Source organism: Blastopirellula sediminis, from assembly GCF_020966755.1.
Classification (GTDB): Bacteria; Planctomycetota; Planctomycetia; order Pirellulales; family Pirellulaceae; genus Blastopirellula; species Blastopirellula sediminis.
Map to the genome: position 1 here is coordinate 2,662,468 of NZ_JAJKFT010000010.1, position 25,266 is coordinate 2,687,733.

General features: G+C 59.3%; 20 protein-coding genes and 1 tRNA gene. 12 read left to right on the forward strand and 9 right to left on the reverse strand.

What is annotated here, in order from left to right; translation table 11 throughout:
* Positions 1-206: 206 nt before the first annotated feature.
* The 7 genes from LOC68_RS22465 (at position 207) to LOC68_RS22495 (ending at position 7,234) form a co-directional block, all read left to right on the forward strand.
* Complete coding sequence (locus tag LOC68_RS22465) at positions 207-1,184, forward strand: DUF1559 domain-containing protein (RefSeq protein ID WP_230222903.1); 978 nt, start codon at positions 207-209, stop codon at positions 1,182-1,184.
* Between the two features lie 46 nt (positions 1,185-1,230).
* Positions 1,231-1,662, forward strand: a complete 432-nt coding sequence (locus LOC68_RS22470) for a hypothetical protein (protein WP_230222904.1) — start codon at positions 1,231-1,233, stop codon at positions 1,660-1,662.
* A 61-nt stretch (positions 1,663-1,723) separates the two neighbouring features.
* Positions 1,724-3,175, forward strand: a complete 1,452-nt coding sequence (locus LOC68_RS22475; protein ID WP_230222905.1) for a hypothetical protein — start codon at positions 1,724-1,726, stop codon at positions 3,173-3,175.
* Between the two features lie 74 nt (positions 3,176-3,249).
* Positions 3,250-4,251: an exo-alpha-sialidase gene (locus LOC68_RS22480; RefSeq protein WP_230222906.1), complete on the forward strand. Its 1,002-nt coding sequence runs from the start codon at positions 3,250-3,252 to the stop codon at positions 4,249-4,251.
* Between the two features lie 116 nt (positions 4,252-4,367).
* Entirely contained in the window at positions 4,368-5,102 is a 735-nt protein-coding gene (locus LOC68_RS22485; protein WP_230222907.1) for a phytanoyl-CoA dioxygenase family protein, read from the forward strand.
* 73 nt (positions 5,103-5,175) lie between these two features.
* Positions 5,176-5,640, forward strand: coding sequence for a RidA family protein (locus LOC68_RS22490; RefSeq protein WP_230222909.1), 465 nt, complete (start codon positions 5,176-5,178; stop codon positions 5,638-5,640).
* 184 nt (positions 5,641-5,824) lie between these two features.
* A complete protein-coding gene (locus LOC68_RS22495) occupies positions 5,825-7,234 on the forward strand; it encodes a D-arabinono-1,4-lactone oxidase (RefSeq protein ID WP_230222911.1) in 1,410 nt (469 codons plus the stop codon).
* A gap of 5 nt (positions 7,235-7,239) precedes the next feature.
* On the opposite strand, the gene LOC68_RS22500 is transcribed toward LOC68_RS22495, so the two are convergent.
* The 4 genes from LOC68_RS22500 to LOC68_RS22515 all read right to left on the reverse strand — a co-directional run bounded on the left by LOC68_RS22500 (position 7,240) and on the right by LOC68_RS22515 (position 13,568).
* Positions 7,240-8,133 carry a dienelactone hydrolase family protein gene (locus LOC68_RS22500; protein WP_230222913.1) on the reverse strand — a complete coding sequence of 298 codons (894 nt, stop codon included), beginning with the start codon at positions 8,131-8,133 and terminating at the stop codon, positions 7,240-7,242.
* A 134-nt stretch (positions 8,134-8,267) separates the two neighbouring features.
* Positions 8,268-11,348: an error-prone DNA polymerase gene (locus LOC68_RS22505; RefSeq protein WP_230222915.1), complete on the reverse strand. Its 3,081-nt coding sequence runs from the start codon at positions 11,346-11,348 to the stop codon at positions 8,268-8,270.
* Positions 11,349-11,350: 2 nt separating this feature from the next.
* Positions 11,351-12,901 (reverse strand): Y-family DNA polymerase, encoded by a 1,551-nt coding sequence (locus LOC68_RS22510; protein WP_230222917.1) that lies wholly within the window; start codon positions 12,899-12,901, stop codon positions 11,351-11,353.
* On the reverse strand, positions 12,837-13,568 hold the full coding sequence (locus LOC68_RS22515) for an ImuA family protein (protein WP_230222919.1): 732 nt from the start codon (positions 13,566-13,568) through the stop codon (positions 12,837-12,839). Before LOC68_RS22515 ends, LOC68_RS22510 begins: the two co-directional genes overlap by 65 nt.
* Before the next feature lie 111 nt (positions 13,569-13,679).
* Here LOC68_RS22515 and LOC68_RS22520 point away from each other — a divergent pair, with 111 nt between their 5' ends.
* Entirely contained in the window at positions 13,680-14,360 is a 681-nt protein-coding gene (locus LOC68_RS22520; protein WP_230222921.1) for an SOS response-associated peptidase, read from the forward strand.
* Positions 14,361-14,381: 21 nt separating this feature from the next.
* On the opposite strand, the gene LOC68_RS22525 is transcribed toward LOC68_RS22520, so the two are convergent.
* Both LOC68_RS22525 and prfH read right to left on the reverse strand, forming a co-directional pair.
* Positions 14,382-15,290 carry a hypothetical protein gene (locus LOC68_RS22525; RefSeq protein WP_230222923.1) on the reverse strand — a complete coding sequence of 303 codons (909 nt, stop codon included), beginning with the start codon at positions 15,288-15,290 and terminating at the stop codon, positions 14,382-14,384.
* 703 nt (positions 15,291-15,993) lie between these two features.
* Positions 15,994-16,614, reverse strand: coding sequence for a peptide chain release factor H (prfH, locus tag LOC68_RS22530; RefSeq protein ID WP_230222925.1), 621 nt, complete (start codon positions 16,612-16,614; stop codon positions 15,994-15,996).
* A 320-nt stretch (positions 16,615-16,934) separates the two neighbouring features.
* Here prfH and LOC68_RS22535 point away from each other — a divergent pair, with 320 nt between their 5' ends.
* Positions 16,935-18,206 carry a lactonase family protein gene (locus LOC68_RS22535; protein WP_230222927.1) on the forward strand — a complete coding sequence of 424 codons (1,272 nt, stop codon included), beginning with the start codon at positions 16,935-16,937 and terminating at the stop codon, positions 18,204-18,206.
* Positions 18,207-18,291: 85 nt separating this feature from the next.
* Here the strand turns inward: LOC68_RS22535 and LOC68_RS22540 are convergent.
* From LOC68_RS22540 to rpmG, 3 genes are all read right to left on the reverse strand, one after another.
* Positions 18,292-18,365 (reverse strand) — tRNA-Pro (locus LOC68_RS22540).
* Positions 18,366-18,582: 217 nt separating this feature from the next.
* On the reverse strand, positions 18,583-20,343 hold the full coding sequence (recJ, locus tag LOC68_RS22545) for a single-stranded-DNA-specific exonuclease RecJ (RefSeq protein WP_230222929.1): 1,761 nt from the start codon (positions 20,341-20,343) through the stop codon (positions 18,583-18,585).
* Positions 20,344-20,475: 132 nt separating this feature from the next.
* On the reverse strand, positions 20,476-20,640 hold the full coding sequence (gene rpmG / locus LOC68_RS22550) for a 50S ribosomal protein L33 (protein ID WP_002651666.1): 165 nt from the start codon (positions 20,638-20,640) through the stop codon (positions 20,476-20,478).
* A 404-nt stretch (positions 20,641-21,044) separates the two neighbouring features.
* On the opposite strand from rpmG, the gene LOC68_RS22555 reads away from it, so the two are divergent.
* The 3 genes from LOC68_RS22555 to LOC68_RS22565 all read left to right on the forward strand — a co-directional run bounded on the left by LOC68_RS22555 (position 21,045) and on the right by LOC68_RS22565 (position 25,047).
* Positions 21,045-22,571, forward strand: a complete 1,527-nt coding sequence (locus LOC68_RS22555) for a hypothetical protein (RefSeq protein WP_230222931.1) — start codon at positions 21,045-21,047, stop codon at positions 22,569-22,571.
* A 240-nt stretch (positions 22,572-22,811) separates the two neighbouring features.
* Positions 22,812-24,311 (forward strand): prenyltransferase/squalene oxidase repeat-containing protein, encoded by a 1,500-nt coding sequence (locus LOC68_RS22560; RefSeq protein ID WP_230222933.1) that lies wholly within the window; start codon positions 22,812-22,814, stop codon positions 24,309-24,311.
* A gap of 16 nt (positions 24,312-24,327) precedes the next feature.
* A complete protein-coding gene (locus LOC68_RS22565; RefSeq protein ID WP_230222935.1) occupies positions 24,328-25,047 on the forward strand; it encodes a HisA/HisF-related TIM barrel protein in 720 nt (239 codons plus the stop codon).
* Positions 25,048-25,266 lie beyond the last annotated feature (219 nt).

Genomic DNA, 25,266 nt, shown 5'->3' on the forward strand with positions numbered 1-25,266 from the left:
TTTTGCGAAAAGTTGTGTGTACCTATTGCAATCATGTTGGGGCAGGGATAGCCTAGATGCGTTACCTTCGGAAGTCGTATCTGAAGGTTTGGGATTCGGCGGTTCCGAGGCGATATCAAACGAGCGAGGCAGATCTAGGCGACAAGCGAGCTATTCCCCCTCTCATGCAATGGTCTTATCTATCCGTTATCTAGGGAGAGCGTTTCATGTCCGTGATTGCATCTGGTCGAGGCGTTTCGCGTTGCGGCTTTACGTTGGTTGAGTTGCTGGTGGTGATCGCCATCATCGGCGTGCTGATCGCGTTGCTTCTTCCCGCCGTCCAGCAAGCGCGGGAGGCGGCCCGGCGAATTCAGTGCGTCAACAACATGAAGCAAATTGGGTTGGCGCTGCACAACTATCACGACACCTTTTTGACTTTTCCGCGAACTCCTTACTGGTTCAACGGCTCTGGGAGCGGGAACTCGTCGACCGAGTTTTTCAGCGGCTTTGGCTGGCGCTCGATGTTGTTGCCGTTCATCGAGCAATCGGCTCTGCATGATCGAATCAACTGGAGCCTGCCCATCAATGACGCCAGCGGCAGTCCCTCGAACTACGAAATTGCGCGGACGCCGATGGAGCCGTATACTTGTCCGAGCGATCCCACTGGACTGTTTACCAAGAGCGGCAATCAGTACCTGTGGAGCAACTGGTGTTTTCCAAATTCCGGTTGCCAACAGAACAATCCGATCGGCGTTACGAACTACAAGGGGTTCGTCGGGGTCAAATTCGATTTGGCCCTTTCGGGGACGACGGCAGTTCCGTACCCGTCGGCGATGTTTGATCGCCGCAAAGGTCAGGCGTTGCGGATGCGGGACGTCATCGATGGAACTTCCAACGTGATCTACATCGCCGAGGTGACGCCGGAGTTCTACGCGTGGTCGGGCTGGGCCTCGTGGCATTCGGACGTCATCTCCGAGAATAGCCCCAACTATGCGTTCCGGTATTTTGGCGCGGTCAACGCGAGATCGTCGACGCAGCATGGCTTTACCCAGGGAGAAAACGCCGGCAGTTTTCATCCTGGCGGCGTCAATATCCTGTCAGTCGACGGCAGCGTTCACTTTATCCCGGAAACAGTCAACCTTTCCACGTATCAAGGACTTGTCAATCCGCAGGACGGAGCGCCAGTCGGCGGCTTCAATCTGTGATCTCGCATCGAACGTAGTTTCCTAGACTTAAGCAGGAGTAAGTTGGATGCAGATCAAGCGAATGGGATGGCGCGTCGGCGCCCTTACGATAGTGATCGCGACATGCCTGGCGATGGGTTGCGCTCCTTCGCGAGATGAAAACCTTCCCGAAACGGCGCCAGTTTATGGCGTTGTGACGCTGAAAGGAGAAAAACTGCCGGAAGGAACCGTTCGTTTCCTGCCTGAAAATCCATTGGCGAATCCTGCCAGTGGAATGATTCTGGCGGACGGCAGTTTTAAGCTTTCGACCTACGAGCGGCATGACGGCGCCGCCTTGGGGAAACACAAAGTGACGGTCATCGTAGAACCGCGACTCGATGGAAGCTCGCCCGATCCGCCGTTTCTCATTCCGAAGCGATACCAAAGTGAGAAGACGACTCCCCTGGAGGTCGAAATCGTCAAGGGAAAGCGTAACGAAGTAGTATTCGATCTGGACTAGACGCAAAAGTCTCCGCCGCTGCATCTGTGCAGAGAGGCGGGAGTTTGGAGGAGTAAATATCGTGAACTGGAAACTTGCCGCGATTCTGCTCGCCTGCTGCCTTTCGCAGACGGCGCAAGCGGAACCGATCGCCATCGACGGGCGACGCGAATTATTCGTCGACGACTATTTGATCGACTCCCTGGAAGGGGCGGAGCTGTTTTTGCATCAGCCGCACGATGAAGGAATCGTCTTTCGGTTCGACAGGCCATGGGAAGGCCTGTTCTGCGGTTACTGCACGATCATCCATACGGACGACAAGTACCAACTCTATTACCGCGGCATTCCCACCTCAGGCTCCGACGGCCGCGACAGCGAAGTGACCTGCTACGCCGAGTCGAAAGATGGCGTCCATTGGGAGCGGCCGGCGATCAACCAGTATGTCGTGCATGGGATCAAAGAGAACAACGTCATCCTGGCCAACGCCGCTCCGGTGACGCACAACTTCTCGCCGTTTCTCGACACCAACCCCAAGGTCGATCCGAAGCAGCGTTACAAAGCGATCGGCGGAACGTCGACCAGCAACCTGGTCGCGTACGTCTCGCCCGATGGGATTCACTGGAGCAAGTTGCAAGCAGAGCCGGTGATCAAAGACAAAGGGTGGGTGTTCGATTCGCAGAATGTCGCCTTCTGGTCGGAGAGCGAACAATGCTACGTCGCCTACTATCGTCGCGCGTCGGAGAAAGTTCGCGCGATCGCCCGAACGACGTCGAAAGATTTCATCCATTGGGATGAGCCGGTTCAAATGACCTACGACAACACCGGCAGCGGAACCCCACGCAACCATCTCTATACCAATCAAACGCATCCCTATTTTCGGGCCCCGCAGATCTATGTCGCCACCGCGGCTCGCTTTATGCCGGGGCGGCGCGTGATCACGCCGGAGCAAGCGGCGGAAATCGGCGTTCACCCGCAGTACTTCAACGATTCGGCTGATGCGATCTTGATGACGTCACGCGGCGGATCGGAATATGACTGCACGTTCGATCAAGGTTTCGTCCGCCCAGGCACGGCGCTGGGGAACTGGGTTTCTCGCACGAACTATCCGGTGTTGAACGTGGTGCAAACCGGCCCGGAAGAAATGTCGCTGTACGTCAACCAAGAGTATGGCCAGCCGACTTCCAACATCCACCGCTATTCGTTGCGGTTGGACGGCTTTGCGTCGGTCCGGGCGCGTCGCGAAGTCGGCACGTTGGTGACGAAGCCGCTTATGTTCGCCGGCGATCAGCTGGAATTGAACTTCGCCACGTCGGCTGCTGGCGGCGTTCGTGTGGAGATTCAAGATGAACAAGGTAAGCCGATTTCCGGCTATTCGCTGAACGACTCGAACGTGACGATCGGCAACGACGTCGCGCGGATCGTTTCCTGGAAAGGGAAGGGAAGCGATCTGGGCGGGTTAGCCGGCAAGCCGATTCGCTTGAAGTTTGAGATCGACGACGCTGACCTTTTTGCGTTTCGATTCGTCCCCAAGTAGACCGACTGGCGTTCTCCTACTGACCTGCCAGTCCCCCTCCATTTCCACCCTGCCATTTTTAACGTGAGAATCCAATGTTGCGTACAAATCTTCTTCGCTTGGCGGTCGCCCTGACGATCGCTTTGCCGGCTACCATGGCCTCGGCCGCAGAGCCCGCCGAAATCGTCAGCGTCAAAAAGATCTGGGATCAGGCGAACCACAATGCGTTCACCGACCTGGTGCGGTTCAAAGATCAATGGTTTTGCGTCTTTCGCGAAGGGGACGGGCACGTCTCGAAGGTCGGCTCGCTCCGCGTGTTGAAGTCCAACGACGGCGAGAACTGGGAGTCGGCGGCGCTGATTACTTCCGATACTTCCGATCTGCGGGATGCGAAGATCTCGGTGACGCCCGACGGCAAGCTTTGCCTGGCCGGCGCCGGCGCATTGCATCAGCCGGCCGCAGCGAAGCATCAGTCGTACGTTTGGTATTCCGACGATGGAAGCAAATGGAGCGACGCGATCGCAATCGGCGATCCGAACTTCTGGCTGTGGCGCGTCGTGTGGCATGATGGCGCCGCGTACGGCGTCGGCTACAGCACCGTGACGCCGCGAGCGGCTCGTTTCTACAAGAGCGAGGTTGGCAAGACCTTCAAGCAGGTCGGCGAAGAGTTCGCCATCGACGGCTACATGAATGAAACAGGCCTGGTCTTTCAGGCAGATGGGACGGCGTTTTGCCTGATTCGTCGCGACGGCAATCCGAATGACGCGTTGCTCGGAACCGCCCAACCGCCGTACGTTGATTGGAGCTGGAAGAGCGTCGGTCAGTATGTCGGCGGACCGCAGATGATTGAGCTGAAAGATGGACGGTTCATCGTTGGAGGTCGCAAGTTGCCGGGCGGCGCCAAGACGGCGATTTGGCAGCTCGATCCGAAGACCGCCAAGCTGACCGAACTGGCTGTGCTTCCCTCGGGCGGCGACACCAGCTATCCCGGCCTGGTTTTCCACGACGGCAAGTTGTGGGTCAGCTACTACTCATCGCACGAAGGTAAGACGAGCATCTACCTGGCGCAAGTCAAACTGCCCAGCGCTAAGTCGTAGCTCGAAAGCGTCCCGGAGGAAGCCTGCCTGGCGATTGCCGCTAGAGCAGGCTTCCTTCTTTTCGGGACGCAATTCATCCACGTCTATAATCGAAGCGATTCTTAAGGTGCGCAGCGATGCGAAATGAGGAGCAATTGCTTTCCGACTATCGTCGCGACGGGGTCGTTTGTTTGCGTTCTTTCTTGTCCCCGGCGAAAGTGCAGGAGATTCGGGACGAGATTGATCGCTACGTTCGCGACGACCTGCCGACCCGACCGGAGGACGCTTGTACGCGAGAAGCGGACGGGCAAACGGTTCGCAATCTTTGGCGGTTGGAGCGATATGACGACTACTTTCGCCAAATGGCTCAGGATGAGACGCTGCTGGAGGTAGTCGCTCTGCTGCTGGGCGGAGAGCCGGTCCTATTGGGCGTCGAAACCTTCAGCAAGCCGGCGCGCGTCGGTTCCGGCGTTCCCTGGCATCAAGACAACGCCTATTTTTGTCAGTCGCCGCCAGACGTGTTGACCTTATGGATTGCGATCGACGCCGTGACCGCCGAGAATGGGCCAGTTCGATTTATCCAAGGATCGCATCAGTTGGGAATGCTGCCGACGGTGATGTCGGGCGTGCGCGGCAATTCGATCGGCCTGGCCGAACCGCCGTCGACGGAAATGGGGAAGGAAGTTCCAGCGATACTTGCTCCCGGCGACGCGACGATTCATCACTGCCAGACCGTTCATGCGTCGAGCCCGAACAATACCGACAGTTCCCGTCTGGCGTTGTTGTTCGTCTATCGCGCCGCGACGACGGAAACTGACCCCACCCTGAAATCGACCTATGCGGAAGCGGTCGCCGTGACGCCGCCCGCCTGATCGGCTTGACCTGAAAGAGGGCGAGCGAAACGAAATCTTTACGCTGTTTTAGAACCATTAGAAAAGTGAATCGATGAGTCCAAGAGAAGCTCGCTTGCAGGAGTTGGGATACGAGATCGAAAAGACGACCCCGGAAGGTTCGTTGGTCGACGCCGTTTCGATCGTCGGCAATATTATCTATGCGTCAGGTCAGGTGCCGTTTGACGGAGACCAGCTGAAGTTCGTCGGTAAGGTGCCGTCGCAAGTTTCGCAGGACGATGCGACCCAGGCCGCCGCACTGTGCGCCGCCAATGTCTTGCGGGCCGTTCGCAAGTCGCTCGGTTCGCTCGAAGCGATCGAACGCGTCGTCCGCATCACCGGCTACGTCAACAGCGAAGCGGACTTCACACTACAGCATCTGGTCATCAACGGCGCGTCGCAATTGGTACGCGACGTCTTCGGCGAAGCGGGCCGTCATGCGCGCACGGCGGTCGGCATGCAGCAGTTGCCGCTCGGCGTTAGCGTCGAAGTCGAAATGATCCTGCTGAAGAAGGATTGAGCTTCTGGCTGAAAGGGGCGAATTGGTTTAGGTGCGAACTGTAGCGTTCGTCAATCCGCTTTTTTTTCGTTTTGCGGTTTTCGTCTTTGCGCTCTGGCTTTAAAAAGTAAACGCAGCTTCCCTTTGTTGTTGCTCGCTTGATCTGCGACCTTGTCGCTCCAGCTTGGAAGCCAGGATTTGCCGGATGCCAGAGATCGTCAATTTTGGCGGGAACGTTCGTTTCGTTCCCGCCGAGTATGTGGAGCCTGCCGACGAGCAAGAGCTGTTGGCGGTACTCGCCCGGCATGCGTCGTCCAAGATTCGCGTCGTCGGTTCGCGGCATTCGTGGAGCGACGTCGTCGTCACGGCCGGCTGCCTGATCAATATGAATCGGTTTCGCTCGATCGAGATTCGCGAGATCGATGGTCAGACCTACGTAACGGCCGGAGCCGGATGCCAAGTCAAGCAACTTCTGGCGGAGCTGAATCGGCAGGGGCTGACCTTGCCGTCGGTCGGTCTGATCTCCGAGCAAACGATCTCCGGCGCGACCGCGACCGGGACGCATGGTTCGGGCAAGCATAGTCTGTCGCACTATCTCTCAGCGGTGCGCGTCGCTTGTTTTGCCGGGGAAGATGGCGCCGCGACGATCGTCGACATCGAAGAGGGGGATGAGCTGCGAGCGGCCCGCTGTTCGCTCGGTTGCTTGGGAGTGGTCGTCGCGGTGACGCTCCCCTGCGTGCCGCAGTATCGCGTCGCCGAAAAGGCGACTCCCTGCGAGACGTTGGAAGAAACGCTGGCGCTGGAAGAACGTTCGCCGCTCCAGCAGTTCTTTTTCTTTCCCCACAGCTGGAAGTTCTTCGCTCAAGAGCGGGCGAAAGTGGACGAACCGAAAAGCAGGTCGGAGCCGATCTACCGCATCTATTGGTTCCTGGGGATCGACATTGGTTTGCATTTGCTTGTCAAATTGAGCGCCGCGTGGCTCCGCAGTCGGGCGATGGTGCGGTTTTTGTTTCGCCACCTGATTCCGATGTGCCTGTTTCCGAAATGGCGAGTCGTGGGGCGCAGCGATCAGATGCTGATCATGGAGCACGAACTGTTTCGCCATCTGGAACTGGAGGCGTTCGTTCCGGATCGCAATTTGGCGGGGGCGCTCGAATTAGTGCGAATCATCGTAGGGCAAGCGAGCGGCGCGTTGGAAGAAGTTCCGCAGGAGTGGAGCGAACGCTTTGCGGAAGCGGGGCTGACGGAAAAGTTCGCCAGCCTCAAAGGCGTGTTCATGCATCACTATCCGATTTGCATCCGGAAAGTCTTGCAAGACGACACGCTGATTTCGATGGCGTCTGGCGACGATGCGGCCTGGTATGCGATCAGCTTTATTACCTACGTAAGACCGCGCGACGCCTTCTTTCAGATGGCGACCTTTTTGGCGGAGTCGCTGGCCCTCTTTTACGAAGGGCGAATCCACTGGGGGAAATGGTTTCCGCTCGAGGCCAAACAGGTCGAGCGGATGTATCCGCATGCCGAGAGATTTTTGGAAATCACGCGGCGTTTTGATCCGCACGGCGTCTTCCGCAACGACTTTGTCGAGAAAGTCTTGCCGCGCCGCGATCCGTAGCGATTTTACTTCGCGTCAAGCTGTTTGTGGAAGAACTCCAGCGTGCGGCTCCAGGCCAACTTGGCGGCCGCTTCGTCGTAACGCGGCGTGGTGTCGTTGTGGAAGCCGTGATTGACGTCCGGATAGACGTACGCTTCGAACATCTTGTTGTTCTCTTTCAGCGCCTTTTCAAGCGCCGGGGCGCCTTCCAGGATGCGTGCGTCGAGACCGGCATTTTGAATCAACAGCGGCGTTTTGATTTTCGACACATCCGCCAAATCAGGTTGGCGTCCATAGAACGGCACACCGGCGTCGACGAGGTCCGGCAGTCGGATCGCCACTTGGTAGACCATGCCGCCCCCAAAGCAGAAGCCGACCACGCCCAGTTTGCCGGTTGAGTCAGGACGTGCGTCCAGCCACTTCGCGGCGGCGACAAAGTCGTTGATCATCTCTCCTTGATCACGCTTCGCCTGCATCGCGCGGCCGTCGTCGTCGTTGCCGGGATAACCGCCGAGCGGCGTTAGCGCGTCGGGTGCGAACGCCAAGAAACCGGCGACCGCCAGGCGACGCGCAACGTCTGCGATATACGGATTGAGGCCGCGGTTTTCGTGGATCACCAGCACCGCGGGGAATTTCGTTCCGGCGCTCGGCTTGGCGAGCAACCCTTTGATCGTACCGCCCCCGTCCTTCGATTCGTACGAGACCATTTCGGTCTTGATTCGCGGATCGTCCGGTTTGACTTCTTCAGCCCATGCGTAGTTGGGAGACAAGCCTGACATCAGCGCTTCGACCGTCAGGCCGCCGACGGCGAACGCGCCCAACTTGCGCACGTAGTCGCGACGCGAAAGTCGCCCGTGTGCGTAGTCGTCGTACAAGTCGAGAACTTCCTGGCGAAACTCGGAGGCTTTCTTGCGGGTCATGATTGCTCCTTCGATGTGCGGGGCGAGATAGCTCCGATCCGCGTGCGATCTTACGGGCGTTTGATTCTTCGCTCGCAGTGCGGCGGGGCTATCTACTTTTTACCAGGACGGACGGGGCGTCGCATCGCTTCCGGCTAACGAAAATCGCGAGATTTCACCGGCAGCGCCCGCAGACGGACCGTCATATCCTCCAAACGGCGGACCAAGACGTGGATCACGCTGTCTTTGGTTTCGACTTTGCCATGCACGATCCAGGCCTGCGAATGCCGAGTGATCTGCCGGAAGCGTTCCCACGTTTTGTAGTGCACCACCAGGTTGGCGACGCCGGTTTCGTCTTCGATCGTGACGAAGGTGATCCCTTTGGCGGTGCTGGGACGTTGCCGCAGTAGCACGATGCCGGCGACTTTGACCGCTGCGTTATTCGGCAGGCGGGCCAGTTCCGCCGTGGACACGATTCCCAGTTCGTTGAGCCCTTCGCGATGAAACGATAGCGGATGAGCGCGCAGCGAGAGCCCGGTCGTCCGATAGTCGGCGTGCACTTCTTCTTCCGGCGACATCTGCGGTAAGCGGGCAATGGGTTCGGTCGGCGGCGCCACGTCATCGAACAACGTCTTTTGCCGCATTCGCGGTTCGACGCCAAGTGCGCCCCATAACGCATCACGGCGAACGTCGTTCAAGCTGCGGAGCGCATCGGCTTCGGCCAGTTGCAGGATCTGCGCTTGCGGCAGCGCCGTTCGTCGTGCGAAATCAGTTAGCGAGCGGAACTCTCCTGCCTGGCGAGCGGCCGAAATTGCAACTGCCGCTCCTTGCTGCAGACCGCCGATCATCCGCATGCCGAGTCGTAACGCGCCTTGCTCGATCGTGCAGTCCCAGTCGCTATGATTCACGTCGATCGGCAGGATGGCGACCTCATGGTTGCGGGCATCTTGAATCAGTTGCGCCGGCGCATAAAAGCCCATTGGCTGGCTGTTGATCACGGCCGCGCAGAAATGCGCCGGGTAATGACGCTTGAGCCAGGCACTGACGTAAACCAGCAGCGCGAAGCTGGCGGCATGCGACTCGGGAAAACCATATTCGCCGAAACCGCGGATCTGAAGAAAGACCCGCTCGGCGAAGTCGCCGGTCAGGCCATGCTCGGCCATCCCGTCGATCAACTTTTTACGAAACTGATCAATCACGCCAGGACGTCGCCAGGCGCCCATCGCGCGGCGCAGCTGATCCGCTTCCCCCGGCGTGAACCCGGCCGCGACGATCGCCAACTGCATGCACTGTTCCTGAAAGAGAGGCACGCCGAGCGTTTTCTCAAGGACCGCCTGGATCGCGGGATTGGGATAGTCCGGCGCTTCTTCGCCCGATCGCCGCCGGAGATAAGGATGCACCATGTCCCCTTGGATCGGCCCGGGACGAACGATGGCGACTTCGATCACCAAATCGTAAAACTCGCGTGGTCGCAGTCGCGGCAGCATCGACATCTGCGCGCGCGATTCGATCTGAAAGACGCCGATCGTGTCGGCGCGGCAGATCATGTCATAAACTTGCGGATCTTCGGCCGGTACGTTGGCGAGCGTATATTGCCGCCCGGTCGTTCCTTCGATCAGCGTGAAGCATTTGCGAATCGCCGTCAGCATGCCAAGCGCGAGGCAATCGACTTTCAAAATGCCAAGATCGTCGAGGTCATCCTTGTTCCACTCGACCACCGTTCGCCCTTCCATCGCGGCGTTTTCGATTGGAACCAGATCATGCAGCGGACCGCGGGTGATCACCATGCCGCCGGTATGTTGCGACAGATGCCGTGGAAAGCCGATCAACTGCTGCACCAAGTAAAGAAACTGCTGGCCCACTTCGCTTCGCCCGTCGAGGCCCGCCTCTTTGCACCGCTGCTGAAAGTCGGTCGCCGCACGATAGTGATCGGCGTTCTTCGCCAAGCGATCGACCAGGTCGAGCGACAGCCCGAGCGCCTTGCCGACGTCCCGAATTGCCGAGCGGGGGCGATAGGTGATCGTCACGGCGGTGATGCCGGCCCGATCGCGACCATATTTTTCATAGACGTACTGCAGCACCTCTTCGCGGCGCTCATGCTCGAAGTCGACGTCAATGTCTGGCGCCTCGTCTCGTTCGCGACTGATGAACCGCTCGAACAGCACATTGATCCGATCGGGATCGACCTCGGTCACGCCGATGCAAAAGCAGACCGCCGAGTTGGCGGCCGAACCGCGTCCCTGGCACAGGATGCCGCGCGACCGCGCGTACCGCATCAAATCCCAGACGGTCAGAAAATAAGGTTCGTAGCGCAGCTCTTCAATCAGTTGCAGTTCGTGATTGATCAGGCCGCGGACTTTCTCGGGAACGCCATCGGGATAGCGTCGCTCGGCGCCTTCCCTGGTCAATTGTCGCAGATGCTCGATCGGCGTCATGCCAGGGGGCGCAAGCTCTTCCGGGTATTCGTAGCGCAGCTCATCAAGTCGAAACGTACAAGCGTCCGCAATTTCGAGCGTCCGTTCCACGGCGTGCGGCAGACGAGTGAAGAGCTGCGCGATCGTGTCGCGGCTGCGTAAATGACGCTCGCCGCTGGTTTGCAAGTATTGGCCTGCCAAGGCGACGGTAGTCCGGTAACGAATCGCGGTCAGCACGTCATGGAGCGGTTTCCGCTGCGGCGAATGAAAGAGGGCGCCTCCGGCGGCGACCAGCGGCAGGTCCGCTTGCTGCGAAAGTTGCATGAGCCAATCGATCCGATCTTGATCATGCGGACCGCGAAAGAGTTGGGCCAGCAGATAGGCGGACGAGCCGAAGATGTCGCGATAGCGGAGTAGATCGTCGGGGGAAAGATGTTCGTGTTCGGCGGGAGGGACGACGCCGGCCAGTAAACCGTCGGTGTGAGCAGCGAGATCCTCGAGCGTGAGCTGACATTCTCCTTTCGGCGCACGACGTCGCCCAAGGGTGATCAGCCGGCAAAGATTGGCGTAGCCGCTCCGGTTTTTCGCCCACAACACAACCGGCGGACCGTCGAGCGGCACGATCTCGCTGCCGATCAAGATTTTTAAGCCATGCTCTTTGGCGGCGGTGTTGGCCCGGACCACTCCGGCCAAGGTGTTGCGATCGGCGATCGCCAGGGCGGAGTATCCCAATTCTTGCGCCGTCGCGACCAGTTCGTCGGGATGGGACGCCGCTTCGAGGAAGGAAAAGTTGGTGCGGCAATGAAGCTCGGCGTATTGCATCGCTACAGCAATTCTCCTTGCCAGAACCAACGTGCATCCTGCAAACGCCGGAAGATCCAGAGTCGCGCTCCGCCGGTCGTTTCGATCCAGTAGTAATCGCGGCGGACGTACGCTTGCCGCCACCACCGCGATTCGATCCGCTCCGGCCCCCAACAATCGGCGACGTCGAACCGCAGATGCTTCCAGAAGAGAACGCTCGGCGGACCATCCGGCAGAACTGCTACGACGTCGAGCGGACGAGGTTCGCGAAATAATGCCGTGGGACGATCGAGCGGTTGAAACGGTTGCACGAAAGGGGCGGTAGCGATCGCCTCTTGTTCCTGCAAACTGCAATCGCCGGTCGAGTATTCCGGCACCGGATCAGGCAGGAGCCGAGCCCGCGACACCAACTCTTCTCCCAAGCGACTGCTGAGCCGATTGATCAGCGTCGACAATTGCCGCGCATCGTCTTGCGATTCTCCCCGTAGCCAATCTTGCTGCGCGGCGGCCAGCGGCGTAACGTCGAGCGCTGTAAGCGACATCTCTACCAGCGGCGCCGTCAGTCGCCACGTTTCCAGCTTCAGTCGCAACAACTCTTGCAAGTGCCGCTCATCCGCGGTCGCCGCACAAAGGCGCAGCGACTTTTCCCAGCGGCGACGATCTTCCTGCAGCGCGAGAAACAAAATCCCCTGCAGCCCCAGATGCCGGGGACGTAGCATGTGGAGGAGCCGCGTCAGCAGCGACGTCCAAATCCGCTCGATCGCCGCCGTTTGCGTGATTCCAACTTCCAGGCGGCGCTCCACCTGAAACTTGGGAAGAGGGCGGCAGGGAGTGATCAACTCCGGCAGTTGGCCGCTCCACTGATCGAGTCGCAACAAGACCTGCGTACCGAAACGCTTGGCGAGCGAAGCGCGATCGAGCCCGCGTAACTCGCCGATTGTATAGATGCCGAGACGTTGCAGCTTCGTTAGCGCCGTTTCCGGCAAACGGAGCGCCGGGAGCGGCAGTTGATCGAGCGATTGTCCTGCAGCGATCACCGCTTCGCGATCGGCATGCGCCAAGCAATGAGCGGCGCCCCAAGCGCGACCCAGCGAATCGGCGATCGCGATGCGTCCTTCCAGGCGGCGCTTTTGCAGCGCATGACGCAGCTGCAGGGCCAGCGACGCCTCGTCGTCAAAAAAGTGCGCGATGCCGGTGACGTCCAGCAGCAAACACTCCGGCGCTTCCTCCTCTTCCAGGCCGACGCAAAAGCTGAAGCGTTCGCACCACAACGCGACTTGTTGCAAGCTCTGCCGGTCGGCGTCGGCTTGCCACGGCTCAATGGCTAGGCGATCGCTCCGCTGCGCGAGAGACCGGGCTTCCGATATCGGCATGCCGCGGCGGACGCCGCGTTGCCGGGCGATCCGATTGCAGGCATAGACGAACTGGCCTCGGTGGTTTTCGCTGGCGACGATCACCAGCGAAGTGGCAAGCTCCGGCTGCGCGGCGATCAACCGCTGGACCGGCCACTCAGGAAACCAGAGACAAAGGATTCGTCGCGTGGGGGTTAGTGGAGAGGAGGCTGGCCGATTCATGCACCATCCCCGTAAATCGGTTGATCTGAACGCCAGCCTTGGAGCGTGAAGTTCGTCCCTGACTGTAGACGCTTTCCACCTGGTAAGTTGGAGAGGCGTCGCGCGACCTGACGCTGCGGACCAACAACCGGGCGTCGGCCCAGGAGGTGTGGCGCAGCGCCAATTCGGGGCGCAAGAGAAAACCGACTCCCTGCGACGCTTCGACCGCTAGCTGCCAACGGCGAAATTGCGTGGTCGGTAAATGTTGGATATCGGCCCATACGAGACCGACCGCCGCACAACGCAGCGCTTCTTCGCCTGTCCACCAAGCCTCCTGCTTCGTTTGAGGACGCACGATCCATACTTTCGACAGATCGAAACCTAAATTGGCCAGCGCCGCCGGCGCAATTCGTCGCTCGGCGTCGATGATCACCACCGTTTTTTCGGCCGGGCAAACCTGGCGGGCTGCGATCAGCGACAAGGTCCCGGCGCCGCCGCCATGCGTCTGAGCAATCCATTCGATCAGACCGCCTCGTCGGACTCCCCCGCCTGGTAAAAGTTGATCAACCGCCGTACATCCGGTCGAAACTACTTCAGCGGCGCCCCACGCTCCACGTTCGCAAACCCCAATCTGCCGCTGCAGTTGGGCGATCGTTTCCAGACGCGTTTCGGTGGGCATGTCCATCATGGTTGTGACCTCGCCATTGAACATATACAGATGTTCACTATTCGTCAACCGGCTGATTTTCCAAGATGGAAAAGTCGGGCATCAACTCTTGAATGCGAAACGAGTTAGAAAATGTGCGGACGGTACACGCTGCGAAGTCGCCTGAACCGGGTCCTGGATCAATTCGCGGTCGAAACGGCCGATTTCGAGTGGGAGCCGCGCTACAACATCGCCCCCACGCAAACCGCCCCGGTCCTGTTGTTCGAGGAAGGGGAGCGAACCGTGCAGCCGCTTCGCTGGGGACTGATACCGAGCTGGGCGAAAGAGGCGTCGATCGGCGCTCGCATGATCAACGCCCGGGGTGAAACGGTCGCCGAGAAGCCGTCGTTCCGCGCGGCGTTCAAACGTCGCCGCTGCCTGGTCCCGGCCGACGGTTACTACGAATGGAAAAAGGAAGGGACCGCGAAGCTGCCTTGCTTCTTTCACCAAGCCGACGACCAACCGTTCGCCATGGCGGGACTGTGGGAAGAGTGGACCGGCGAGATCAAAGGCGAAACGAAGCCATGGCGAACCTTCACCATCATCACCACCGCCGCCAACGCGCAGTCAGCGCCGATTCATGATCGCATGCCGCTGATCCTGGGCGAAGAGGAGTGGGACCTCTGGCTCGATCCCGAGTTTGAAGACAAGCAAAAGCTACAAGCGATGATCGAGCCGCTCGCCGATGAAGAGTTCTTTGAAATTGATCGCGTCAGCACAAAGGTGAACTCACCGCGGAATGATTCGGCCGAGTGCGTTGCGCCGGTTGGTTAGACGCAAGTCGAGCGAAGTCGCTCAGTCTTTGTCGTCTTCCCTCGAGCCGTTCTTATCGGTCCTATTGGCTTCGAGAGGCAGCAGCGTTGTTTTCGCAGGTTCCGGCTCATTCTCAAGGGGCATGAGCGTCGTTTCGGCCGGCTTCGGCTCTTCTTGGAATTGCAGCAGGATGACCTCTTCCGCTTGCGAGCTGTCCCGGAAAAGTCCCTCAATGACTTCCTGCACGCGCTCGCGGTGCTCTTTGTCCAAGTCGCCCAGCAGACCCTCGATCTTTTCTCGAATCGTTTTACGATCTACCAGACGCACCACTCCTTGGGCTGACTTGGAGTCCGTCAAGCGTTTTACTCCTTGCGCCGAATCGGAGTCGGCAAGCTTCAGCACGCCTTGGGCGGACTTTGGATCTGGAGCGTCAGCGGGTAGGACCGTCAACTTCCCCAGGGCGCCTCGCGTCGCGGCAAAGCCTGTCATGCTGGAAATAACGTGATATTTCGAGTCTTCGTCGACCTCCTTCATCCGCTCGGCAATCTTTCTCAAGATGTCGTGATCGGCGGGACTAAGCTCCTCTTTCGATTGGGCGATCTTTTGCAGGTCATCAAGTTGCAAATACTTCATCCAGCCGGCGGCTTGCTTCGTACGCTCCAGCGCGTCGACCAACCGCACGACGCTGGCAGCGACGCGTGCTTTCTGGCGTGCGACCCGATCCTCGGCATACTCGGGTAGACCGTTGCGGAGCGTCTGAAATTCCCACGACGCGGTTACGGTTCGATAGTTGGGGTTGCGAGCCGTCTCCTCGAATCGCAATGCGATCTCATTCAGCAGTCGCCGCGTCGCCAGGGATGGCGCTTCAAGACCTTGGCACGCGATGGCGCTCTGCAAAGGCGCCGTCGCCAAGTAATTGCGCCAACCTTCGCCGCCGCGTATCGTTTCCAAATCGTTTTCCAGACTCAGTACCGCGATTAGCAACAAGCGTCGCTGCCGTTGCGGCGAAAGTTCTGCGAATTGTTCGCGCGTTAGCGCGACACGTTGCGATGACGCGGTGCTGACGCGTGAGGGGGCGGATTGAATCGGATAGGTCCGGCGAGGCTCCCCGAACGTACGGTTCGAAGCGTCGTCGCGAACAGGGACGTTCGGCGACGGTAAAAAACTTTCCAGCATTCGCTGGACGTCTTGCGGGGCGATTCCCCGCGGGCCTTGCATTCCTGGGGGAATTGATTGCGAAGAGCCTGACGCGGCTTGACTTGGCTGACGCGAGGTTCCCCAGGGATTGGTGGGCGACAGCAACCGACCTTGCAGAGTTGGTTCATTTGTCAGCAGTAGTCTCTGGCCATTTACCACCGCACACAACGCGAATGTCAGAATAGACGCCAACAAAAGAATTCGAGGAAACATGCGACACCTCGCTTGCCGGAATCACGCCGGCCAAATGACTTGCCATTCAGCCTCTATTTGAATTATTGCATCCAGGGCGAGTGGAGCGACGGGCGGCTCCTTTCGCCTGCAGGCAGGCATCCGCGCAGTTCGTGTCGTTGAGAGTTTGAGCAAACCTCGCCCAGGGGGGCGTCGCAGCTTCTGGGAAATTGAGAAGAGCCAATCTTGCTGCTGCGAATGGTCGATCCTGTCGATCGTCTAAAGTCTAGTCGAGCGTAAAATTAGGCCCCCGGTAGATCCGGACTTCGTTGCCGCGTTCCAGGCTCCAATGTTCCGACCACAACTCTTTCTGCTTTTCGTCGGCGGCGCCTTGCTCGGCTTGCTCGAAGATCTTCGCCAATCGGGCGAACGCCAGCGCTCGGTTACGATGTTGCGATCGTTCTTCCTGGGCGACGACTGAAATGCCGCTGGGCAAATGCGTGATGCGAACGGCCGAGCTGGTTTTGTTTACATGCTGTCCGCCGGGACCGGAACTGCGCATCGTGTCGATTCGCAACTCACTGGGGGACCATGCAGGCGTCTCCGGCGGGGCGATGTTCCGTACGCCGGCGTACCAGTTTTTTCGTTTGTGATTCGCGCGATAGGGACTGGGGCAGATCCACTTGTGCGTTCCAACCCAACGATCGACGAAGAGGGGCAGGTTTTCTCCTTCCAGGCTGAGCAGCGCTGACAATAGCGTATCGCGCCGTTCACCTACGCCGCTGCCGATCAGGCCTCCATCCAGATCATGCGCCGCCGCATCGCGCAGGATCTCCTCGGCGAGGTGCGCGACAAATCGCTGGCACTCGACGGGGCCTTGTCCCGATGTTAGTTGCAGCCAGTTCATAAGGGGCTTTGAGGTCGAGTGATTGCCAGATCGTCGGAATAACAAACATGCCTCCTTTGCCAGGGCGGCAAGTTGCGGCAGACCTGGGACATGCGTACGAGCCGCCAAGTTCGCCTCCAAAATCGCAAATCGTCGTCGATTTTAAGTTTCCCCCATTTGAGCGGCAACGAACTTTTCAGGCAGAGAATCCTGCACGGGGCGGGATGCTATGGTTAAATGGAACAAAGTCGCGACTGACTGCTCAAGCCAGCGCGACGGATCCCTCCATCTCGCCTACCATCCTCCCCTCGCCGTTTCCTATCTCGAAAGCGCCAGTAAACATGACGTTCCAGCATCCGTCTCGACGTACCTTCCTGACTTACAGCATCGCGATCGCCGGCGCGAGCCAACTGACTGGCCCGTTGTTTGCCGCCGAAGGCGCCGAAGGCGCCGAAGGGCCGCTGATGGCCTATGTCGGCACCTTCAGTTCGCCGCTCAAAGATGTCTTGAAGACGCAGGTTGATCTTCCGCCGGGCAACGGCCGCGGGATTCACGCCTTTCGAGTGAACCGCGAAACGGGAGCGCTGAAGGCGGAGTTCGAATATGAAATGGGAACCAGCCCCAGTTGCCTGACGATCAATGCGGCTGGGACGCGTCTTTACTCGGCCAATGAAACCGATCGCGTCGGCGACGACAAAGAGGGAACGGTGAGTGCGTTCGCCATCGATCCGGCCAGCGGCAGCTTGAAGTTGCTCAACACGGTGCGATCTGGCGGCGCTGGTCCGACCTACGTGAGCCTGCATCCCTCGGGTAAGTTTCTCTTCGTCGCCAACTACTTCGGCGGTTCGGTCGCCGTGCTGCCGATTCTGGAAGACGGGCGGCTTGGAAATCCAACCGACGTCAAGAATGACGCCGGCGAGATTGGCCCGACCAAAGCGGTTCATGCGCCGCCAGGAAGTTTCGCGATCAGCGGGCACGATCGCACGCACGCCCACATGATTGAGTCCGATCCGGCAGGGCGTTACGTCCTGCATGTCGATCTGGGATTGGATCTGATCTACATCTGGAAGTTTGACGCGGCCCACGGAAAACTGATCGCGAATGATCCGGCAACCGTTTCGTTGCCGCCAGGCGATGGCCCGCGGCACTTCTACTTTCATCCCAATGGTCAGTGGTTCTACTCCATTCAGGAAGAAGGCTCGACCATCGTGCTGTTCGATTACGACGCGGAGAAGGGCCGCTTGTCAGAGCGGAAGACGATCTCGACACTGCCGCCGCACTTCGCCGGCAGCAACTTCTGCTCGGAGATTCTCGTTTCGCAAGACGGCAAGTTCGTCTACGCCGGCAATCGACTGCACGACAGCATCGGCATCTTCGCGGTCGGAAGCGACGGCGAGCTAACGCACGTCGCCGACGAGTGGACGCGCGGCGACTACCCACGGAGCTTCAACTTTGACCCGACCGGCAAGTTTCTCTACTGCTGCAATCAGCGAGCGGATCACGTGACTGTGTTCCAAGTGAACCGCGAAACCGGACAGCTCAAATTCACCGGCCACTACGCGCCGGTTGGGAATCCGTCGTGCATTGCGTTTCTTGCTCTTCCTAAGCCTTAGTGAGGCGAAGGGGGCGGATTGGCTTGCCAGCAATGTAGAAAAGAAAAAAGCCTCGCAGGCGATTGGCCTGCAAGGCTTTAAAAAGTCGGGGCGACACGATTTGAACGTGCGACCTCTGCGTCCCGAACGCAGCGCTCTACCAGGCTGAGCCACGCCCCGATGTTTACCTGTTTGGGATAAATCCCCCAGGTCGAAAGTCCGTTTATAGATGTCCGATGCCTGAGCGTCAATAGCAGGAGGCGCTTCTGGCGGCGGCGGTTCGCAGAAAAATTGGGAGCGTAACCTGCCGCGAGAAAACGACTTCCGGCGTCACTCCGTTTCTCGGTCATTTTGGCCGAGTTGTGGGAATATCGCCGCGGCGTGTCGGGCGTTTGCGCTACGTTGGCGGCGTGTCGCCGGCGTGCGGTTTCCAGTCGACCAGCTGGAGCTCGACGTTGTTTCGGCCCCGGAAGTTGTTGATGACCGGCTGGAAGGCGATGTCGAGCAGTCCCTCGTGCTTGCTCAGCGGTTCGGCCCAGTCTCCTTGGCCGAAGGCGACGCCCCGGATGCGGACGCCGTGATGTTCCAAATGGACCGAAAGGTGGCGTTCGCCCCCGCCGATTCGCTTCGGTTTGTCGACCAACTTGGCGCCGCTGGCGCACATGATGGGGCGACGATTCCCTTCACCAAAGGGGGCGAGCATTTCGATCTGGTTGACTGTTTTGTAGGTCAGCTGGCTGATCGGGGCTTCGGCGTCGATCGTCAGTTCGGCGACTTGCGACTCGTCGGTCACTTCCGCCGCCGCGTACTCGACGAACTCCGCCCGAAACGCTTCGATCTTGTCAGGCATGATCTGCAAACCGGCCGCAGCCGCGTGCCCGCCGCAGCCGAGCAAATGGTGCTCGCACGACTTCAGCGCTTCGTGCAAATTCAGTCCGCACGCGCTGCGAGCCGAGCCGACCCCGGGTTTGACGCCGGCCTGGTCGAGCGCGATCAGCACGACCGGGCGATTGAATTTGTCGGCCAGGCGACCGGCGACGATGCCGATCACGCCGACGTGCCAGCCATGACCAGCCAGGACAAGCGCCGGATCGTTGACCGGATCAAACTCTTCCTTGGCCTGCTTGGAAGCGGCGAGATAGATGCTTCGCTCCAAGCTGCCGCGGCTGTCGTTCAGCTGGTGAATGTACTCGGCGAGGGCCTGGGCCCGTTCGCGAGAGTCGGTCGTCAGCAGTTCGATGGCGAGTTGGGCCTGGCCGAGTCGCCCGGCGGCGTTCAGGCGGGGGCCGATCGTGAAGCCGATATCTTCGCTGGTCAGCTGCTGTTTGTCCCCGAGCTTGGCGACTTCCAGCAGCGCTTCGATCCCGGCGACTGGGTATTCGCGCAGGCAGTTCAGCCCGTGACGAACGATCAGGCGGTTCTCGTCGACCAGCGGCACGACGTCGGCGACGGTGCCGATCGAAGCGAGGCCAACGGCGGTTAGCAGGAAGTTGCGAAGGCGATCGGTCACGCGCTTGGCGTTGCTCGCCTTTTGGCAAAGCGCCCAGGCAAGTTTGAAGGCGACGCCGGCGCCGCAGAGCCCGCCAAAGGGATAGTTCGTGCCGGGAAGTCGCGGATGGACGATCGCGGCCGCTTCGGGAAGCCGGTCCGCCATCTCGTGGTGGTCGGTGATGATCAGCTCCAGGCCGAGCTCTTTGGCGACTTCCGCCTCTTTGACGCTCGCGATGCCGCAGTCGACCGTGATCAGCAGCTTGGTCCCGCGCTCGACCAGCTTCTCGACCGCTTCGCTGTTCAGGCCATACCCTTCGTCAAATCGACTGGGGACGTAATAGCCGACGTCGGCGCCCAGGATTTGCAGGCAGCGGTAAAGGATGGCGGACGAGGTGATTCCGTCGGCGTCGTAGTCGCCGTAGACGGTGATGCGGCGTTTGGACTGGACGGCGTCATAGATCCGCTCGACGGCGGCGGTGACGCCGGGCAGCAGTTCCGGGTCGCGCAGGTCCGAGAATTTCGCTTCCAGGAAACCGCGGATGGCGCTTGGGTCCGACAGACCGCGGCTCAAAAGAAGCTGGGCGACGACCGCCGGCACCCCGGCGGTTGCCTCGAGTTGCCGAATTCGAGCGGCGTCGTGCGGGTAGATGCGCCAGCGCTTTTCCATCGCGGAAGAAAACTCCAGTCCGTGGCGAAGGGATCGAAACGGACGTGAGTCTGACGCATTTCGGCCCAAAAATCAACGAACCGCCGCAGATGCGGCGGTCGGAGGCCAGCAAGTCGCGGCGATCGGCCGAGACTACTTCTTCTTTTCGTTGTGCCAGGTGTGCTTGCGCAGACGGGGGCAATACTTCTTCAGCTTCAGCTTTTCGCCCCCCGGCTTACGCTTCAGGGTGTAGTTGTAGTCGCCCGATTCTTCGCAGACGAGGAAGACGGTTTCCGCTTTTTTGCTCTTTTTGGCCATGACGCCGGGTCCCAGGACAGCTTTGAGTGAATTAGGACGATGCCTAGCTTATGTGTTGGAATCCCGCAATATAGCGAATCGGACCGGAGGCCCGCTAGTCCCTTTCCGCCCAAATGGCGACCAATCGCGGTGAGTACATATCAAATTGAAAATCGCTAAGGAGTCGTGGAATATTCGCACAGGGTGGAAACGAATGTCTCCATAAGAGGATTGTTGGCGAAATTTCCCCTCTTAGGGGGTTTGGCGGCAGTTGATTCCCTCTAAGATTCATTTAATGATGTAATGATCAGCGTCAGTATTTTTTGCTGACAGCTGCTTTTCCCTGCGGCAAATCTGCTTTCGACCTTTCTTTTCTCCCTTCAAGGACTGATTCCGCGCGGCGTTGCGGAGCGAAGGTAACTGATATGGCGACTCCCAATCCTCCCCAAAATGACATCGAACCGGATCATGACGAAGAGGTCCGTTCGGGCGTAAGCAGCCGTTTCATCCTGCTCACCGCGGTTCCCTCGTGGCTGGTCAGCTTGGTCGTCCACTTCCTGCTGATCCTGATCCTGGTTTTGCTGCCGGTTGCGCAGCGATCGAACCAGAAGCGGGACATCATTGTCGACGATACGGCCGACGCGGAAGAGATCGAAGAATTCGAGATGCAGGAGTTTGAGCCGGTCGACGAGATGAAGCTCGACTTCGACAAGCCGCCAGAGCAGATGGAAGAAGCGGTCATCTCCGAAGAGAACATCATCTCCGACTTCCAGGAATTGGAAGCGGCGCCGACGCAAATGGACCTAGTCGACTTTGCCGATCAGACTGCTCCGTTTACCGATATGATGACCAGCGATGCTGGGCAAACCGGCAACGGCACCAGCGGCCGCGGTCAAGCGCAGCGTACCAAGATGCTGACCGAAGGTGGCGGCAACGGCGGTAGCGAAGCGGCGGTCGTCTTTGGCATTCAGTGGATCGCCGATCACCAGTTGCCGGACGGGACCTGGAATTTCGATCATCGCCGCGGCGCCAAGAAACCGGCCGAATCGAAGAACTTTGGCGAATTCAGCAATTCGCCGCGTGCGGCGACCGCAATGGGGTTGTTGCCGTTCCTGGGCTCGGGTCACACCCACAAAGAAGGCAAGTACAAAAAGCAAGTTGGCGCCGGTTTGACCGCGCTGGTTCGCTTGATGCAGGTCCGCGGACGCGAAGGAAGTCTGGTCGAATCGCAAGGAAACATGTACTCGCACGGGCTCGGCTCGATCGCGCTGTGCGAAGCGTACGCGATGACGCAGGATAAGGACCTGGCCGCCCCGGCTCAGGCTTCGCTGAACTACATCGTCTCGGCCCAAGACCCTGTTGGGGGGGGGTGGCGTTATCAGCCGCGACAAGCGGGCGACACCTCGGTTGTCGGTTGGCAGCTGATGGCGCTGAAGAGCGGTCATATGGGCTACTTGGAAGTTCCGCGCAACACGATCGCCGGCTCGATGAAGTTCCTCGATCAGGTGCAAAGCGACGGGGGCGCCAAGTACGGGTACGTCGATCCAGGCGCCGGTCAGGCGACCACCGCTGTTGGTTTGCTGTGCCGCATGTATCTGGGCTGGAAGAAAGACAATCCGGCGCTGGAGAAGGGGGTCGAGTACCTGGCGAAGACCGGTCCGTCGCTCGGCAACAACTCCAACATGTATTACAACTACTACGCGACTCAGGTCATGCGTCACTATGGCGGTCCGAAGTGGGACGCGTGGAACGTGAAGCAGCGCGACTTTCTGATCAACTCGCAAGTGAAGCAGGGGCAGCCAGAAGCCGGTAGCTGGCACTTCGCCGGCGGACACGCCGACAAAGGGGGCCGCCTCTACAACACCTCATTGTCGCTGTTGACGCTGGAGGTTTACTACCGCCACCTGCCGATCTACAAGAACACCGCCTCGGAAGAAGACTTCCCGCTGTAATCGCGAGGGCGACAAATTGCGTAACCGAAAAGCCGCTCCCAACAGGGGGCGGCTTTTTTCGTTCGTCCGCCAAAGTGCGGGGTTACGGCAGCAAGGCTGGGATCTCAGGCCTTTTCGTCCCTTTTCTTTGCGTAACATTTGCGAGCAACGCGTCGTTTCGGCCAAGCTATAGTTGTCGGTAAACGTGGTACTGCGCGCCGATTTTGCGGCGTTTGCCTGTTGTTCTGAATGTAGTGACTGATGCGCATCCTTTCGGCATCGACGAGCGTCGTCGAGACTCCGGCTTCTAAGAAGGCGGAGAAGAAGGAGAGTGCGCTCGTCGTCTGGCTTTCGCGGCGGTTCAAAGGATCGGCCGGCTGGATGAGCAGCTTGCTGTTTCACATGGTGCTGATCTTGGCGCTGGGGCTGTGGGTGTTGCGGGACGATCGTTCCGAAGGACCGGTGGGGATTATCGTCGGCGAGGCCGACCCGGTTGTGCCGATCACCGAGATCCCGAAGTGGGAGCCGCAGGTCGCCGACATCCAAGGAGAAGTCGTCAACGACTCGACCTTTGCGATTAACGAACTGGCGCAGCAGCTCGCGCAGACGGCGCCGTCGGAAACGCCGATGAGTGCGATTCCGCCGCCAGCGATCATGTTCACCGACTCGGCGCCGCTGACCAGTCTGCCGCCGGCCGGAGCAGGCGGTTTCGCCGGTCGTGATCCCGCCAATCAAGACGGCCTGTTGCAGCAGCGGGGCGGTTCGCAGGCGACTCAAGACGCCGTCGAACGCGCGTTGGCTTGGATCGCAGCGCAGCAAAACGAAGATGGCCATTGGGACTTCAATCATCGCAACGGCCCGCTCGGCGCTCGCGCGACGGATCCTGGATCAGCGAAAGCTCTGATGGGAGCGACAGGCCTCGCTTTGTTGCCGTTTCTGGGTAAAGGGTACACCCATTTGCGTGAGAGTCCCTATCAAGAGACGGTCACCAACGGGCTCTACTATCTGCGAACGCACATGAAGATCAGCAACAAGGGAGGCGACATGACCGGCGAAAGTCCGTTCGGCATGTATTGCCACGGCTTGGCGGCGATCGCCCTCTGCGAAGCGTATGCGATGACCGAAGATCCCGAATTGCGGCAAGAAGCGCAGGAAGCGGTGAAGTTTATCGAGTTCGCTCAACACTCTGGCGGCGGCTGGCGTTATCAACCGGGAGAGCCGGGAGATACTTCGGTCTTCGGTTGGCAGTTGATGGCGCTGAAGAGCGCGTTGATCGGCGGGCTTCAGGTTTCGTCGCCGCGAATCGGTTTGGCCGAGCACTTTCTCGATACCGTTCAATCCGACGGCGGCGCCAACTACGGTTATCAACGCCCTGGCAAGCAACCGTCGACGACGGCGATCGGGTTGCTCTCGCGGATGTATCTGGGATGGAAAAAGGATGATCGGCGACTGCTGCGGGGAACGAAGTTTCTGGCGAAAGAAGGCCCGTCCAAACGCGACATGTATTACAACTACTACGCCACGAACGTGATGGCGCATCAAGGCGGACCCGACTGGACGAAGTGGAACGACGAGTTGAGCAACTACCTGATCAAGACGCAGTCGAACGCCCTGTTTGACGCCGGAAGTTGGCGATTCGACGATCCCTACATTGCGGAAGGCGGGAGGCTCTACACGACCTGCCTGGCGGCGATGATCTTGGAGGTCTACTACCGACACATGCCTCTCTACTCCGATCAGTCCATTGACTTCAAGTTCTGAGCTAAGATCGGCGATCTTGCCGGTTATTGATCTGATGGGAGGGAAAGTCGTGCGCGGCATCGGCGGCGTACGGCATAGTTATCGACCGATTGAAAGTCGGTTGTGCGGATGTGCAGATCCCGGCGAGGTCGCCGCGGCTCTGGTCTCTCACTTCTCGTTTACCGACGTCTACGTGGCCGATCTCGACGCGATTGTGGAGCGGAGCCCGCAGGTTGACTGTTGGCGCAGGATCGCCGCCAGCGGAATGCGGCTACATCTCGACGCCGGCTTGGCGACGCTGGCCGCTTGTCGGGAAGCGATCGCGGCGTTGGGGGCGGAGAATCTCGCCTCGCTGATCGTGGGGCTCGAAACGCTCGAGCGGTGGTCCGACTTGCGGGAAGTCGCCAGTGAACTGGGAGATGCGGCCACGTTCAGTCTTGATCTGCGGCATGGACGTCCCTTGAGGATCGTCGGCGGCGCGATTTCTGCCGAGGAAATCGCCGAGAATGCGATCGAATGTGGGGTGCGGCGTATGGTGCTCCTCGACTTGGCTCAGGTAGGGCAGGGGCGCGGGACCGGGACGGAGACCTTGTGCCGTGAGCTTGCGTCGCAATATCCAGGCATTGAGTGGATTACGGGGGGCGGGGTCGCCACGCGAGGAGAAATTGCGGGGCAATTAGCAATTGGCGCCAGAAGAGTTCTTGTATCTTCTGCGCTGCATCAAGATGAAAAAATATTAATAGCTGCGGACGAGTAATCGCGTTGGAATTGGATTACGGCAGAGAGCTTTTTGTCGTTGTTTTTTAACGGATCGGTATTTTCCCAAGTATCTTTTGCGGTCCGCCGCGCCCTTTTGTTGTCGCTACAAACAGCGAGTTGCGTCCTCTGGAAATGCCTGCGGGAAACGTAGGGCGAGGAATTCTCCCCTTGCGACTCAGTCCTTAGCCGATATTATTTCGAAGATAGCGAGACAAAT